This window comes from Neobacillus sp. FW104-15D2 (genome assembly GCF_058790155.1).
This window is the reverse complement of record NZ_JBYTCJ010000023.1, coordinates 43,854-59,021: the sequence shown is the minus strand read 5'-3', so window position 1 is coordinate 59,021 and position 15,168 is coordinate 43,854. Positions and strand designations below refer to the sequence as shown.

Annotated in this window: 14 protein-coding genes; 9 read left to right on the top strand and 5 right to left on the bottom strand. The window is 38.0% G+C overall.

What is annotated here, in order from left to right; translation table 11 throughout:
* The first annotated feature begins 3 nt into the window (after positions 1-3).
* Both AC3WR0_RS17645 and rlmD read left to right on the top strand, forming a co-directional pair.
* Positions 4-870 (top strand): DNA-3-methyladenine glycosylase family protein, encoded by an 867-nt coding sequence (locus AC3WR0_RS17645; protein WP_492553535.1) that lies wholly within the window; start codon positions 4-6, stop codon positions 868-870.
* Between the two features lie 13 nt (positions 871-883).
* Positions 884-2,266: a 23S rRNA (uracil(1939)-C(5))-methyltransferase RlmD gene (rlmD, locus tag AC3WR0_RS17640; protein ID WP_492553534.1), complete on the top strand. Its 1,383-nt coding sequence runs from the start codon at positions 884-886 to the stop codon at positions 2,264-2,266.
* Positions 2,267-2,668: 402 nt separating this feature from the next.
* On the opposite strand, the gene AC3WR0_RS17635 is transcribed toward rlmD, so the two are convergent.
* Together AC3WR0_RS17635 and AC3WR0_RS17630 are read right to left on the bottom strand one after the other, a co-directional pair.
* Positions 2,669-3,229 (bottom strand): hypothetical protein, encoded by a 561-nt coding sequence (locus AC3WR0_RS17635; RefSeq protein WP_492553533.1) that lies wholly within the window; start codon positions 3,227-3,229, stop codon positions 2,669-2,671.
* A 21-nt stretch (positions 3,230-3,250) separates the two neighbouring features.
* Positions 3,251-4,240, bottom strand: coding sequence for a hypothetical protein (locus tag AC3WR0_RS17630; RefSeq protein ID WP_492553532.1), 990 nt, complete (start codon positions 4,238-4,240; stop codon positions 3,251-3,253).
* Between the two features lie 298 nt (positions 4,241-4,538).
* Between AC3WR0_RS17630 and AC3WR0_RS17625 the strand changes: the two genes are divergently transcribed.
* Both AC3WR0_RS17625 and AC3WR0_RS17620 read left to right on the top strand, forming a co-directional pair.
* Positions 4,539-5,336: a LysM peptidoglycan-binding domain-containing protein gene (locus AC3WR0_RS17625; protein WP_492553531.1), complete on the top strand. Its 798-nt coding sequence runs from the start codon at positions 4,539-4,541 to the stop codon at positions 5,334-5,336.
* A gap of 418 nt (positions 5,337-5,754) precedes the next feature.
* A complete protein-coding gene (locus tag AC3WR0_RS17620) occupies positions 5,755-6,738 on the top strand; it encodes a glycosyltransferase family 4 protein (RefSeq protein ID WP_492553530.1) in 984 nt (327 codons plus the stop codon).
* A gap of 33 nt (positions 6,739-6,771) precedes the next feature.
* Here AC3WR0_RS17620 and AC3WR0_RS17615 read toward each other — a convergent pair whose 3' ends face one another.
* Complete coding sequence (locus AC3WR0_RS17615; RefSeq protein WP_492553529.1) at positions 6,772-8,265, bottom strand: peptide MFS transporter; 1,494 nt, start codon at positions 8,263-8,265, stop codon at positions 6,772-6,774.
* Between the two features lie 385 nt (positions 8,266-8,650).
* Here AC3WR0_RS17615 and AC3WR0_RS17610 point away from each other — a divergent pair, with 385 nt between their 5' ends.
* Complete coding sequence (locus tag AC3WR0_RS17610) at positions 8,651-9,490, top strand: STAS domain-containing protein (protein WP_492553528.1); 840 nt, start codon at positions 8,651-8,653, stop codon at positions 9,488-9,490.
* Positions 9,491-9,538: 48 nt separating this feature from the next.
* Here the strand turns inward: AC3WR0_RS17610 and AC3WR0_RS17605 are convergent, their stop codons facing one another.
* Positions 9,539-9,751, bottom strand: coding sequence for a hypothetical protein (locus tag AC3WR0_RS17605; protein WP_492553527.1), 213 nt, complete (start codon positions 9,749-9,751; stop codon positions 9,539-9,541).
* A gap of 418 nt (positions 9,752-10,169) precedes the next feature.
* Between AC3WR0_RS17605 and AC3WR0_RS17600 the strand changes: the two genes are divergently transcribed.
* On the top strand, positions 10,170-10,769 hold the full coding sequence (locus AC3WR0_RS17600) for a histidine phosphatase family protein (protein ID WP_492553526.1): 600 nt from the start codon (positions 10,170-10,172) through the stop codon (positions 10,767-10,769).
* A gap of 381 nt (positions 10,770-11,150) precedes the next feature.
* Positions 11,151-11,720 carry a 3D domain-containing protein gene (locus tag AC3WR0_RS17595; protein WP_492553525.1) on the top strand — a complete coding sequence of 190 codons (570 nt, stop codon included), beginning with the start codon at positions 11,151-11,153 and terminating at the stop codon, positions 11,718-11,720.
* 50 nt (positions 11,721-11,770) lie between these two features.
* Here AC3WR0_RS17595 and AC3WR0_RS17590 read toward each other — a convergent pair whose 3' ends face one another.
* Positions 11,771-12,949 (bottom strand): trans-sulfuration enzyme family protein, encoded by a 1,179-nt coding sequence (locus AC3WR0_RS17590; protein ID WP_492553524.1) that lies wholly within the window; start codon positions 12,947-12,949, stop codon positions 11,771-11,773.
* A 233-nt stretch (positions 12,950-13,182) separates the two neighbouring features.
* On the opposite strand from AC3WR0_RS17590, the gene AC3WR0_RS17585 reads away from it, so the two are divergent.
* Complete coding sequence (locus AC3WR0_RS17585; protein WP_492553523.1) at positions 13,183-14,193, top strand: ABC transporter ATP-binding protein; 1,011 nt, start codon at positions 13,183-13,185, stop codon at positions 14,191-14,193.
* On the top strand, positions 14,174-15,142 hold the full coding sequence (locus AC3WR0_RS17580) for an ABC transporter ATP-binding protein (protein ID WP_492553522.1): 969 nt from the start codon (positions 14,174-14,176) through the stop codon (positions 15,140-15,142). The genes AC3WR0_RS17585 and AC3WR0_RS17580 overlap by 20 nt, the downstream gene beginning before the upstream one ends.
* Positions 15,143-15,168: the final 26 nt, after the last annotated feature.

The following is a 15,168-nucleotide window of genomic DNA, read 5'->3' as shown; positions in this document are numbered from 1 at the left end:
TACGTGTGGCATGAAAAAATTGAAATAGAAGGGCCTTATAATTTTGGCAGAGTGCTTGAAAGACTATCCCTTGATCCATTAAACCAAATCGATTTTAAAGAAAAGAGTTTAAAGGTTCCTGTTCTAATCAAAGAAAAACCATTTGTCGTAACTGTTCGTTCTACAGGTACCATAGAAAAACCTAGTTTCGAGCTTAGCGGTTCAGATGAAACATATAAACTACTCATCGTCGAAAGAGTTGCGGAAATATTTCAATGGTATGCCCCGTTAAAAGACATTCATGACCATTTTAAACAAACCGATTTGAATGAAATTTTTCAAGAGCATTTAGGAACTGCCTTTGTATTGGACTTTAATCCTTTTGGATGTCTCTTAAAATGTATTATTCATCAGCAGCTGAATTTGACTTTTGCCTATACACTAACCCAGCGTTTCGTCAAAACGTTTGGGTTTGAAATAGAAGGTGTCTGGTTTTACCCGAAGCCAGAAACTGTGGAGGCGCTGACTGTTGAACAATTAAGGGAGCTTCAGTTCAGCGGCCGGAAAGCAGAATATACAATTGGAATTGGAAAGGCCGCAGCCAGCGGAGAGCTCGACATCGAGGCTTTTAAGCAGGAAGATGAGCAGGATATTTTTGAAAAATTAATTAAGCTTCGCGGCATTGGCCCCTGGACCGTCCAAAATTTCCTTATGTTTGGACTGGGGCGAAAGAATTTATTCCCTACGGCGGATATTGGCCTTCAAAATGCTTTGAAAAAATTATATAAATTGGATGCTAAGCCGACAGTGGCCGAAATGGAAGAATACATGATAAACTGGCAACCATATTTAAGCTACGCTTCCCTTTATTTGTGGAGAAGTATTGAATAATTGGAGTGATAACGTGAACAACCAGCAAACCATCAAGATACAGCCCAAGCAAACCTTCCCTCTAACAATTAAGCGTCTTGGAATTAATGGAGAAGGCGTTGGGTATTTCAAAAGACAGGTTGTCTTTGTGCCAGGTGCACTTCCGGGTGAGGAAGTCGTGGTTGAAGCAACAAAAGTGAATCCTAAATTTGCCGAAGCAAGGATAAAAAAAATACGTGTGGCATCCAAGGATCGCGTTCAGCCGCCTTGTCCTTTTTATGAGCAGTGTGGAGGCTGCCAGCTCCAGCATTTGAGCTATAAGGGACAGCTTGAGGGAAAACGGGATATTATTATCCAGTCACTTGAACGCCATTCTAAATTAAAAATTGAAAATCTCGATATCCGTCAAACCATAGGAATGGAAGATCCTTGGAGCTATCGTAATAAAAGCAGTTTTCAGCTCGGAGAAAAAGGCGGGAAGGTCCTTGCTGGTTTATATGGGCTTAACTCGCATCAATTAATCAATATCGATCATTGTCCTGTCCAGCATTCGCAAACGAATAAGGCAACTGTAGTGGTAAAACGTATTTTGGAGGAATTACAAATTCCTATTTACAATGAAAAAACGCAAAAAGGAATTGTAAGGACAATTGTTGCCCGTGTTGGAGTCCAGACAAATGAGCTGCAAATTGTACTGATTACTGCCCAAAAAGAAATCCCTAATAAAGATCGCTTAATTCGGGAGATCCAAAAGCAGCTTCCGGACCTCCAATCAATCGTACAAAACATTAATGGAGAAAAAACTTCCTTAATTTTTGGAGAAGTAACTGAACTGATGGCAGGGAAGGAGTTTATTCAGGAAACACTGGGTGATCTTCAGTTTGAACTCTCGGCTAGAACGTTCTTTCAATTGAATCCTGCGCAAACGGTTAATCTATATAATGAGGTAAAAAAAGCTGCTGCCTTAACCGGTACAGAAAAAGTAGTCGATGCCTATTGCGGTGTGGGTACGATTGGTCTATGGCTTGCTGATCAGGCGGCTGAGGTTCGAGGTATGGATGTAATTCCTGAATCGATCGAAGATGCCAAAAAGAATGCCAAACGCCATGCTTTAACCAATACAAAATATGTACCAGGGAAAGCAGAAGAAGTACTCCCAAAATGGGTGAAAAAAGGCTGGAAACCGGATGTGATTGTGGTAGACCCGCCACGAACAGGATTGGATAGTCAATTAAAGCAGACAATCCTCCAGGTAAAGCCCAAAACGATGATTTATGTTTCCTGTAATCCATCCACTCTCGCAAAAGACATCCAGGATTTAAGCAAAAGTTTTGAAGTCGATTATATTCAGCCGGTAGATATGTTTCCGCAAACTTCACATGTGGAAGCTGTCGTGAAATTGGTATTAAAAGTGTAACTAACTATCAATTCCAATTGAAGTCAAAGTTAACTTTTCGATTTCTTTTCCAAGTGAGAAAATAAGATTTCGTAAAAAAGAGTGAGAAAAACAGGGCTATCCCTTATCGGATAAGCCTTTTTTTCTTTATAAGGAATCGAAAGACTTTATTCGATTTTAAGAAAGTGTACATCGCAATTTTCTTATAAGGGTGATTAATAGACCTCATTTCCCAATTTTTTTAAAAAAATCGTTCTTTTTCTATAGCTGTTTTTATATGTTAGGATTTATTAAAGTAGCTGGCGGTGGCCTGCTGCTTTCAGTTTGTTGTGGGCTAATGCTGGGGGCATGTTGGAGTCGTAACAAAAGCTTGTTTTAAAGCAAAAAGGCAGCTCACCAAAGAGGTAAGCTGCCTTTCTAGTATTAATTGTTTAGAAATTTACCGGATGGAACGTTAAACGTCCACTTCTTGCCATCTTTAGCTTGAAGCTTTAAGTTAAAACCATTGGAACTAATAACTTTAACTTCGCCACGTTTCTCTGGTGTTTTATATTGTTTTTCTCCCTGGAATTTTCTGTTGGCTCCATCGATTCTGACAAGAATAACACCCTGTGCAGGATCTGCTAACAAAGAGCCTGCCTCCACAGTAACGATTCGTCCATTCATTTCCTGGTTTTTAATAGAACTTATCCATCCATTCGTGAATTTAATCGTTGAGTCATTTATAGGATCTTCAATTCGGTCCAGCAATTGAGCCATTACTTCGCGGTCATGCTGAACGATAGCAGGACCGTCTTTACTGTCCTTTTTAGTAATTTTATCATCCTTAGCCTTTATTTTATTAAGTTCTTTTCGTTCCTGGATATCCTTTTTCTCTGGCGGTAGTTGATCATATTTAGAGTCAGATGCAGAAACGTGATAGTAGGTAAATCCTGTTCCGAATAGAATTGATGCCGTTAAAACTGTCTTCACAATCATTTTCATCTAGTTTCATCCTTTCTAAAATTAATGCCATTTAATATCAGTTGAATCAAGGGTAGATTCAGCTGTTTTTGGATCACTATTCAATTCATTATAGAATTGGGTCCATCCCTGTGATGGAGTATTATCCAAGGATGAGCTGCAGCCATTTTGCTGGCATGCACCGTATTGGGTTAACGAGCCTGTAAAATCAATATAGGCATTATGTGAAACAACGGCATATTTATTAATATTTTGCCACTGCTCTGCCATAATTCCGTTATTATCATAGATTTGAGGGAGAGGTACTGCAGGAGGAGCCCCCCAGGAAACGTAGTACATGTCCTCATATTTCCAGCCGTTATTACATGAATAATTTATGGAGCCTGTAGATGCATTCGTATGATAACAGCCATCGGCACTGCCGTAATTATAAAGTGAATAGCTATTAACAGTATCGTAGCCTTTTACCCAATCTTTCGTACTAACAGGATCCGCATAATTAGGCTCCATATCATTTCCGCCATCTACTTCTACTTGATCCGAATAAGAATTTGTATTGTTATAGCTATTAAGGTTATTAATCATTTTTGCGAAGTTCTGTCCGCCTTCATAAGTTACATTATACGAATTATTTGTACCGACTATTACATGTACCAGTGAGCCGGTGTCAGTGCCTGTACCTTTCCAGTAACCATGGGAATATTCCTCAACTGCTTTTGCTACCTGGTCTAAAGTGGCATCGGGCATTCCCCGAAGTGATAAACTATTACTTGTAGGCTGTCCGCCAAAGTCAAGAATAACAATACTCTTTTGTGTGCCAGCTTTATTATAGTCTTCCCGTCCTTTTTGATACCCCATGTCATAAAGAGTTTGAGTATCTATTGTATCCATATAATAACTGGTACTCGCGGGTGGTGGTGTTGCAGCACTTGCGCTTTTAGGCGAAGTGAACAATGAAGAAGCTACTAAAAGGGCCCCTAAAAAGAAAATCCCTTTCCCAAAATTTTTCCGACGACTATTTCCGAAATTCATTTCATTTCTCCTTTTTCCCTGAAATTTTTTATTCCTTTTATCAGGCTATCAAAGAAAAAAGGTTTCAACGAGGTATAATAGTAGGTATTTTAATAGGTTAATTACGATGTAAAGTCCCGTAATAATGGAATACTTTTCAAAAAGGTGGTGCCTATCACATTGCCTTCAATTTAACTTTCTAGTCAAACTATCACAAATACAGGATAATTTTCCCGCTTAAGTCAAAAATCCCCCTTTTCCGACGAATACTTTATTGGACTCTGTCCAGATACATAGAGAGTTTTTGGGGGATTTAGCATTGACGACAATTTTATTAAAGAGAAAACAAAGATTAGCAAAAGTGCGTAAGGAAAATGTTAGAGCACACCAGAAAAAGATTGCAGCTGCAGCCTTTGCTGGAACAATTACTATTTTTACTTTAATGAATAGCAAAGCAGGTGCCTGCAGTACGGAGTACATGGTTAAAAAGAATGATACATTATTCAGCCTCGCTCAAAAGTATCAGGTTAGTGTTGCTCAATTAAAGGAAGTAAATGGTTTACAAGGTGAGGGGATTTTTGATGGCCAAATGCTTTTAGTCCCGGAAAACTACGATGATCAAGAATTAAGTGATAATGAGTATACCATCCAAAAAGGAGATACTCTTTTTTCGATAGCACGGAGGTACAATATTTCTGTAGATGTCTTGAAAAAAGAAAACAGCCTGCAAAATGACCAAGTAAAGATTGGCCAAAAGATTGCTGTTCCGCTTGAAACTTATATCCATGAAAAAGACGAGCTATATACCGTTTATCCTGGAGATACATTATGGGGAGTTGCTGCACGTTTTGAAGTAACAGTTAAAGAATTGGCCAAAGAAAATGGACTAAATAGAGAAATGGTATTAATCGGCCAAAAGTTAAGTATCCCTGGAAAAAATGAATTCATGGAGGCAAAGGTGGTGGGGGCCGCTGATAGCTTCACAGTTGAGTTTGAGGTAAAAGGTCAGCCAATGGTTCTGAAAGTTCCTTATGGTGCTGCCCAGGATTACGAGAAAAAGTCAGGCCAGATTCTAACTGTTATTCATAAAAATGGATCAGTCATTTCGGCCTTTTAAAACATGTCCTGCAATACTTTTGCACTATTTTAATAAAGCGATTAAAATATTCATAGAAAGGAGACTGAACATGAAAATCACCGATGGTGCTCGCGATATTCTATTGCAAATGTTTGAAGATAAGAATGTTAAAAACATACGTGTCTATTTTGACGGCTTTGGCTGAGGACAGCCAAGGATAGGACTGGCTCTGGATGAGCCGGAAGAAGATGATTTAATATTCACCATCAATGGAATTCAAGTTGCGATTGACCCTATTATTGAGCCTAACACGGAAGATCTTTTGCTGGATCTCAGCGGAGATAAAAAAGGTTTGGTTCTATTAGGCGAGACAGGTCAATGCTGTTAATAAAAATTGGGCAGGTGGCGCGCGCCATCTGCCTTTTAATTTAAGATTCATTCTGGAAAGGTCATTTTAATGCATATCTTGTTCTTTTCCCCTTATTTTAATCAGCCGCGAGGAAATTCTACCACGGTTAAGCGGGTTATTCATTTTCTTCAGCTGCAAAATATAAATGCTTCTGTCATTCCATACTTGGAGAATGACAATTGGCATTATCCTAAAGCGGAGATCTTTCACATACTGCATGCTACCAGATTTTTAAAATGGGCTAAGGATCATGATTTTATTTTAAATAAACCCTATCTTGTCACAATGGGCGGAACAGATATTAATGTCGATCTGCAGAAAGAAATGGATCAAGATTTGTTTGCCTTTTTAAATGAAGCAAAATATATAACTGTTTTTAACCAGGATGCCAGGGAGAAGGTAGAAAAGTTAAACCCAAATTGGGCAGATAAAACAAAAGTTATTCAGCAGGGCATTTGGCTGCCATGGGGGATCACTGAGTTAACTGGAGAAATGCAGCCAAATATTCTTCTTCCAGCCGGTCTGAGGTCTGTAAAGGATGTCCTTCATGTACTTCCGGCTTTAGACATCCTAGTAAAAGAGTATCCCAACCTCCGTTTTACTATTTTGGGAGCAAACTTGGATAATTCAATATACAAGTTGGTAGAGAAGGCAATGTTGAAGCGGGAATGGATGGACTATGCAGGAGTGGTTCCTTACGAAGTGATGAAGGTTTGGTATGAACAGGCTGAAATTGTGATTAATACATCTATTGCAGAAGGCCAATCGCTGGCGGTCATGGAAGCAATGGCTATGGGAAGGCCTGTAATTGCTCGAAACAATGAAGCTAATAAAGACCTTATTCATCACAGAAAAACAGGATGGCTGTATGAAACGATGACTGAATTTATCGAGGCGGTAAAATTCGTTTTGAATGATAAATCGGAACGGATAAAGGTTATGGATGAGGCAAAGAATTGGATTACTGAAAATCATTCTCCATATAAAGAAACCGATGCTTATATAAATCTCTATGACAGCTTGATGCATTAAAAAAAGGGTTCCTCAGCAGGAACCCTTTTAATATTAGCGTATACCCTTCATAAATGTCTGGATTTTTGGAGCCAGAGCATAAAGGATAAAACCTAAAATGATGGATACCCCGCCGATTGTACCGAAGTAGGCCATTTCGTTTTCTGGTGTGTAGAATTTAACAACCTGTGCATTAAGGGCTTGAGCTGCTGCGTTGGATAAGAACCATAAGCTCATCATTTGTGCAGAGAAAGCAGATGGAGCTAATTTTGTTGTAGCAGAAAGACCAACTGGTGATAAACAAAGCTCACCGATAACAACAACAAGATAACTTAATACAAGCCATAATGGATTAACAAGGGTATTGTTGCCACCCATCCAAGCTGGTAAAAGAATGACAAGGAATGATAATCCTGCAAATAATAGTCCAAATGAAAATTTTTGTGCGTAGTTAGGCTGCCTGTCACCTAACTTAACCCAAATTGCACCAATTACCGGAGCCAAAACAATAATAAATAATGGATTCAGTGATTGGAACCAAGCAGGTGAAATATGCATTCCTGCAAAGTCTAGTTGTGTACGCTTATCTGCATAGTTTGCCAAAATAGTTGAACCTTGTTCTTCAATTGACCAGAACATTACAGATGCAATAAAGAGCGGAATATAGGCAATCAGACGAGAACGCTCTTCTTTAGTTGTTTTCGGGCTGCGATACATAAATAAGAAATAAAGAATAGGAATAACAAATCCTAAAATACCAACTAAGGTAATAAATGATTCAATCGTTAAAGTTCCTGTTGAAACAGCAACTGCGATTAAAACAGCAATAATAACTGCAACTACACCAATTTGAGTAAAAGCTTTTCTCTTTTCGGCTTGTGGCAATGGATTTGCTACAAAAGTACCTGCAAGTCCAAGGTTTTTTTTCTTTGTAGCCATATAAACTACTAATGCTAGGAACATACCGATAGCTGCAATACCAAAACCTAAGTGGAAGTTATATTTCATTCCGACAGTTCCGACAATTAGCGGCGCAACGAATGCACCAAGGTTAACACCCATGTAGAAAATACTGAACGCTGCATCACGGCGGGCGTCTTTAATATTGTACATTTCACCTAAAACTGTTGAAATATTAGGTTTTAGCAAACCAGTACCTAGAACAATAAGAACCATAGATACAAAGAACATTGTCATACTTCCCGGAATCGCTAAGGCAAAATGACCAAACATGATCAGGATTCCACCATAAAATACGGCTTTAGAAGATCCAGTTATTCTGTCTGATATCCATCCGCCAATGATTCCTGACATATACACTAACGACCCGTATACTGAGGCAATCGCAAGCGCAGTATTTTGGTCAATTCCTAATCCGCCTTTTGAAACGGAATAATACATATAGTAAACAAGAATTGCTTTCATTCCATAGTAGGAAAATCTCTCCCAGAATTCCGTAAAGAATAAGGTAAATAATCCTTTAGGATGTCCGAAAAAGCCTGTTTGCGGAACACTGTCCACAATTTTCTGTCTATTAAAGTCTGACATCTTACAACCTCCTTTATATACTACTATAATACTTTCTGGGCCTATTGCCTGTCAAAAGCTATTTTTGGAAAACAGGGAATAATCCGTTCTATTATCCAAAAAAACTAAGAAAAAAGGGGTTTTATATTAAAAAAATAAGTTTTTTTAAAATAGTAATTCTATTCAGATTAGAATGTCTATTCTTAAATGATAGAAAAAAATAATGGGATGATTAGCTGATTTATTATGAAAAGATTTCAATGGAACGCAACTTTTGTAGAAAAATGAGCTTTGATTTAAATAGACACCAATTTTTAATTGAAATATGATAAATAAAGCGGAATATTGACAGGAATTGAATATCAAACATTATAAGAAGCTGCTAGCTAGAAGGGAGACGGAGGATATGAATAGTATTGAAGCTGTTAGTGAGTTTCTCTTAGGTAAAGCTTTAAGCTTAACAGAGGAATGGTACAACTCTATTGATAAAAAACAAACAGCAGGTGTTTATGCCAATAACAATCCAGATGTTATTCAAAAATTGAAACAGCAAAACTATGAATTTCATCTTCATTTTTGCCAGGCCTTTCTCCTTGAAAATAATACCGCTTTGCACCAATTTAAAGAATGGGTCTTAATGGTTGCTACAGATGAATATCATCAAAAAACGCCCATACATATTGTTTTAAAAGAATTCTTTCGGGTTCAGGAACAATACTTGGATTATATTAGAGAATTTGTTGAATCCACTTCAGACATTTACGATGAAGAGATGATAAATAGATGGAACCGAAAAATTATCAACATTTTTGGGGAAGTAATGATCTGGTTCGTAGAGGAAAGCCATAAATATTCGCAGCAGAGGCTTCAATCACAGCAGGAGTTAATTAATGAACTGGGCTCTCCAGTTATCTTAATCAATAATAATATGGGGCTTTTGCCGATTGTCGGAAAGATAGATACCCATAGGGCCAAGTATTTGCTCGAAAATACTCTTAACCAATGCTCGCAAAAAAGGATACAGCATTTGTTTATTGATTTATCGGGAGTTTTTATAATAGATACATTGATAGCACAAAAGATTTTTCAATTGATTGAGTCCTTACGCTTAATAGGAATTAAGACAACTCTGTCCGGCATTCGCCCTGAAATTGCTGCAACAGCTGTACAATTAGGAATATCTTTTAAAAATATATCAATTACATCAACTCTCGCAAAAGCAATACAGTCTTTTACTAAAAATTAAGTATATGAACATTTTAAAAGGCTGACAGAGCCTTTTTCTTTTGTCAGCTTATGATTGTTCATTAATATCTTTATAAGCTTTTAAAAAGAGCTCCTTTGGAAATTTAAAACCGGCAGTCTTTTCATTTTGCCACCGGATAATATTGCTTATGTCGCTGCCTTTTTTCTCTAATTCCAGTAATGCATTTTCACCTATATCTCTAATTGTAATGAGGCTGCTTCCATCTTTCTTTATTTTAGTTTTGTAGTCAAAATAGCTCATATAAAACCTCCTAAGATTTAACGGTTTAAAGTATAATTCTAGAGAATAAAGAGTTTTCCTCTAAAAAGGATTAAGAAATAGCTGTTTTATGCTCTTAGAAAAGGGTATGGAAGATTGATAATCCAACAGAAGAGGTCGATTATGGAAACTAACTATGAGTATCTTTTATTCACCCAAGAGCTTAGGCGACTGCAAAGGGACTATCAGCGTTGCCATGACCTTAGTCTAAAACAAGAGATATATAATGATATTAAATTATTGGAATGTGCACTTAACTCATATAATTGACAAACGTCTGGATGGCTAGACGTTTTTTATTTTTTTACTTATAAACAGGATATAGGCCTAAAAGGAAGAAATAGTAATTAATTTATAATTTAAACCCCGGAAAAGGCTTCCAAGAACAGGAGAGATCTTTATGGAAATATTAGTAATCAGGCATGGTGAGTCTGAAGCAGATCTGTTGGAAGTGCACGAGGGAAGAGCTGATTTTCCGTTAACTCACTTGGGCGTTTCTCAGGCAGAAAGAATGGCAAGTTATATTAAAAGGAATTATCAGCCTGATCTTATTTTATCCAGTCCTCTAATCAGGGCTTCCAAGGCAGCAGAAATTCTTCAGTCCGCAACGGGTTGCGAATTAATATTCGTAAAGGAGTTGATGGAATATAATAACGGAATATTGGCCGGAATGTCGAGGGAGGAAGCGTCTCGAAAGTACCCTCTTCCAAAGGGAGGCAGACCTATACATATTCCTATTCAGGAGGGTGAATCCGATCTAGAGTTCTTCCATCGGGTTGAATCGGTCTTCCATAGAATAATCCATGAATATGGGAATCTAAATAGAATAGCTATTGTTTCACATGGAGGATTTATATCGAACTTTTTGAAGATATTCCTTGGACTTTCTTCAACGGATAAATCGGTATTTTCAACAGGAGACACTGGGATACATTTAGTGGAAATAAGAGAAAATAGGAGAGTTATAAAGTTCATGAATAGTACCGCGCATCTGCTCTAATATTCATATCTACGAACGTCCCTTTTATTTGGGACGTCTTTTTATACGTTCGTGCAGAAACTCCCTATGTCTAGTGAAATGTAAATAAGGTAACTAGAGCGGTTAATAAATGATTTACAAAATAACGTATCAAAAGGTACATATTTAGTACTTATGCTTATACTTGTTACTGACCATTGGATAGTAAAGCGCAAAATTTTCAAAAGAATAGATTTGAGTATTCCTCGTTAAATCAAGGTTTTTTTGTTTTATAATGTGAATAGCTAGTGAATTTTTAGAATATTTCGTTCTTTTGTAATGTAAATAGAAAGCCACTGAAACATTACTGTAATACTTCTATGTTATTTTTTTAATAGAGAACTAGACAAAGGAGTTTTCAACTTGAAAAAATATATAGTAAGTATCTGTTCTATCCTAATATTATTATTTAGCAGTCAAAGTGGAGCATTTGCAGCATCCGGTACATATAAGGTTAAAAAAGGCGACTCACTCTACAAAATTTCTCGTACATATAAGGTTAGTGTTCAAAACTTAAAAACATGGAACCATCTTACATCAGATAGAATTTCTATTAACCAGGTTTTAAAGCTTGAATCGGCTCAGCCAGCCGCAAAAGTAAGTAAACCTGCTGCTAAAACAACAGCAGCTGTCAAACCAGCAGGAAAAGTGATTACTGTTTCAGCCAGTGCCTACACTCTTAACTGCACAAAATGCAGCGGCATCACAGCAACTGGAATAAACTTGAAGAAAAACCCTCATGCAAAGGTTATTTCAGTAGATCCTAAAGTGATCCCTCTGGGAAGCAAGGTATATGTAGAAGGATACGGATATGCTGTAGCGGGAGATAAAGGCAGCAGCATCAAAGGTAATAAGATTGATATTTTTGTTTCCTCTAAAAAGGATGCCATTAACTGGGGAAGAAAAACAGTTAAGGTAACAATTTTAAAATAATATAAACAAAAGGGTGTTCCGGTATCTCCGGGACACCCTTTTTAATGCCATTAAATTCTCTCCAAGCTCTCTTCCAAATCCCTTATCAGATCGTCTGTAGACTCCAATCCAATAGAAAGGCGAATAAGCCCCTCGCTGAGTTGTTCCTTTTTCAGATCTGCGGTGTTATAGCCGTAATTCGGGGACATGACAAGACTTTCAAATGAGCCCCAAGAAACACCGATTTTAAATATTTTAAGATTATTAATGACTGTTTTGACCGCTTTAAAGCTTGCGTCTTTTAATTCGAATGCCAATAACCCTGAGCAGCCCAACAGCTGTTTCTTTATAATTTCTTGGTCATCACTAGAAGAAAGTCCAGGATAGTACACCCTTGTTATTTTTGGATGCCCCTCTAAAAATTTTGCAACCTGATTTGCGTTTTCCTCATGAGCTTTCATTCTCATCGGCAGTGTTCTTAAACCGCGGAGGAGGAGGGAGGCTTCATAGGGTCCCATAATGCCTCCGAAAAGTAAAAATTCCTTTTTAAAAAGCTTTTTCATAATATGGGTGCTCGTTATTAAAGCTCCTCCAACCAAATCGCTATGTCCCCCCAAATATTTCGAAGCTGAGTGCACGACCATATCAATTCCAAAAGACAATGGTTTTTGAAATAGGGGCGTGGCCCATGTATTATCTGCAATAGTTTTAAGTTTCCGCTCTTTCGCAAGAGCTGCAATTTTTTCAAGGTCAACCATCTTGAAGGTCATGTCGGTTGGACTCTCGATATAAATCGCTTTTGTGTTTGGCCTTATTTCATTTTCTATTTCTTCTGGAGAGGTTGATTGTGTAACCGTATACTCTACTCCAAATTTTTGCAGATATTTTAAGATGTCAACTGTGGATTTGTATATATGGCTGACGCATACAACATGATCGCCTTTATTAACACAATAAAAGAGGGCAGCGGTTATAGCAGCCATTCCAGATGCAAAGCATTTACATTGCTCCCCATGTTCCAAGGCAGCGAGTTTTTTTTCCACTATTTCCACTGTCGGGTTTGTACCCCGCCAATAAACATAATGCTCCGTTTCATCCTTTACAGCATTTCCAAGCTCTTCAAGTGAAGAAAATAGAAAAAGGGAGTTCCCAAATGTAGGAGGAATAATGGCACCCAAAAACCGCTCGGGTTCGCCCTCATAATACATACATATTTTCCTGTCTTTTTCAAACTGGCTTACCTTATCCACATAAACCCTCCTTAAAAACCTTCATAGTGAAAATTAAGTATTCCGAAATAATTCTTTACCGTGCTAAACCGTTTTTTATTTTTGGCGTTTTGGTGGGTTTTTAGTAAAAAAATATTTTTTTTACCATGTTTTGTCTGTACCTGCCGAAATATTTGTGTCATAATAATCAATAAATTCTTATTATTGCAATATTAATTATTATTAGAAAAGTTTTTGAGGCAGGTGGAAAATAAATGAATGATTCAATCTTAAAAATAAACAATTTAAAGGTTTCCTTTCAATCCGGAAAAAAAAGGGTTGCGGCTGTAGATGGAATTTCTTTTGAATTAAAAGATGGAGAAGTCCTTGGAATCGTTGGAGAGTCAGGAAGTGGAAAAAGTGTAACTTCCCTGGCTGCCATGGGGCTGATTCCTTCACCACCGGGTAATATTGATGAGGGTGAAATAATCTTTAACGGGAAGGATTTGACTCATTTTACTGAAAAAGAATGGAGAAGGATTCGGGGAAATCAGATATCTATGATATTCCAGGAACCAATGACATCTTTAAATCCGCTTTTCACGATTGGAAATCAGCTATTTGAAGCGATTCGTTTACATACTAAACTTTCTAAAAACGAGGCAAAGATTCGAAGTATTGAACTTCTAAAGCTTGTTGGTATTGCAAGAGCGGAAGGAATCCTGAAGGAATACCCCCATCAGCTTTCAGGTGGGATGAGACAGAGGGTCATGATTGCAATGGCTATGGCTTGCAACCCCAAAGTGTTGATTGCGGATGAGCCTACGACAGCTCTCGATGTTACTATTCAGGCGCAGATACTTGCTTTAATGAAGGATCTTAATAAAAAAACAAATACCTCTATCATCTTCATCACACATGACCTAGGTGTGGTCGCAGAAATTTGTGACCGGGTTATTGTTATGTACTCGGGACAAATTGTGGAGCAGGGTGATGTCAGGACAATATTAAAAGATCCCCAGCATCCCTACACAAAAGGTCTATTAAAATCAGTGCCGGATCTGAGAGGGAAAAAGGATCGATTGTACAGTATTCCTGGCAGTGTACCAGCTCCCGGCACAGTGCAAACTGGCTGCAGGTTTGCAGACAGATGTGCGGAAGTATTTGGAGAATGCCGTCAATCCGCACCAGAGTTATACCAAACTGAAAAAATAGGACATGAAGTAAGGTGCTTCCTACATACAGTGAAGGAAAGGAGTGACAAGGATGTCAGAGTTACTTCTTGAGGTATCAGGACTTAAAAAATACTTTCCTATTACAGGCGGATTCTTAGGAAGAAAACAAGGAGAAGTAAAGGCTGTTGATGATGTTTCTTTCTTTGTCAAAAAGGGAGAAACATTAGGGATCGTAGGAGAAAGCGGCTGTGGAAAATCTACAACAGGCCGCCTGTTGATGAGGCTGATTGAAGCAAGTGATGGAAAGGTAATTTTTGAAGATAAAGAGATTACCAGTATGTCAAAAAATGAATTAAGAAAGGTTCGCCGGGATATCCAAATGGTATTTCAGGACCCTTATGCATCCTTAAATCCACGGCATTCAATAGAGCAAATTCTCGAAGAACCTTTGATTGTTCATGGTATTGGAACTAAAGAGGAAAGAAAGAAAAGAGTAAGGGAAATGCTCGAGGTTGTGGGTCTTAGCAGCTATCATGCTAAAAGATACCCGCATCAGTTCAGCGGGGGGCAGCGGCAAAGGATTGGTATTGCCAAAGCACTAATGACAAAGCCCAAACTGATTATTGCCGATGAACCTGTTTCGGCATTAGATGTATCCATCCAGGCACAGGTCCTTAATTTGATGAAGGATATACAAAAAGAATTTGGCCTTACCTACATTTTTATCGCCCATGACCTTGGTGTTGTCCGGCATATCAGTGACCGGGTGGGAGTTATGTATTTAGGGAGATTAATAGAGCTCGCAGATAGTGAAGAATTATATGAAGATCCAAAGCATCCCTACACTCAGGCACTTCTATCTGCAGTTCCCATTCCGGATCCGGATATCAGAAGGGAAACCATTTTAATTCAGGGTGAACTTCCGAGTCCTGCTAATCCGCCTTCAGGGTGCGCGTTTCACACAAGATGTTCGCAGTGCATGGATATCTGCAAAACCGAGAGGCCAGCAGAAAGGTATTTAAACGGTCATTATGTGGCTTGCCATTTATACAATGAATAGTATGCCGCGTTTGATAAAAATTTTTA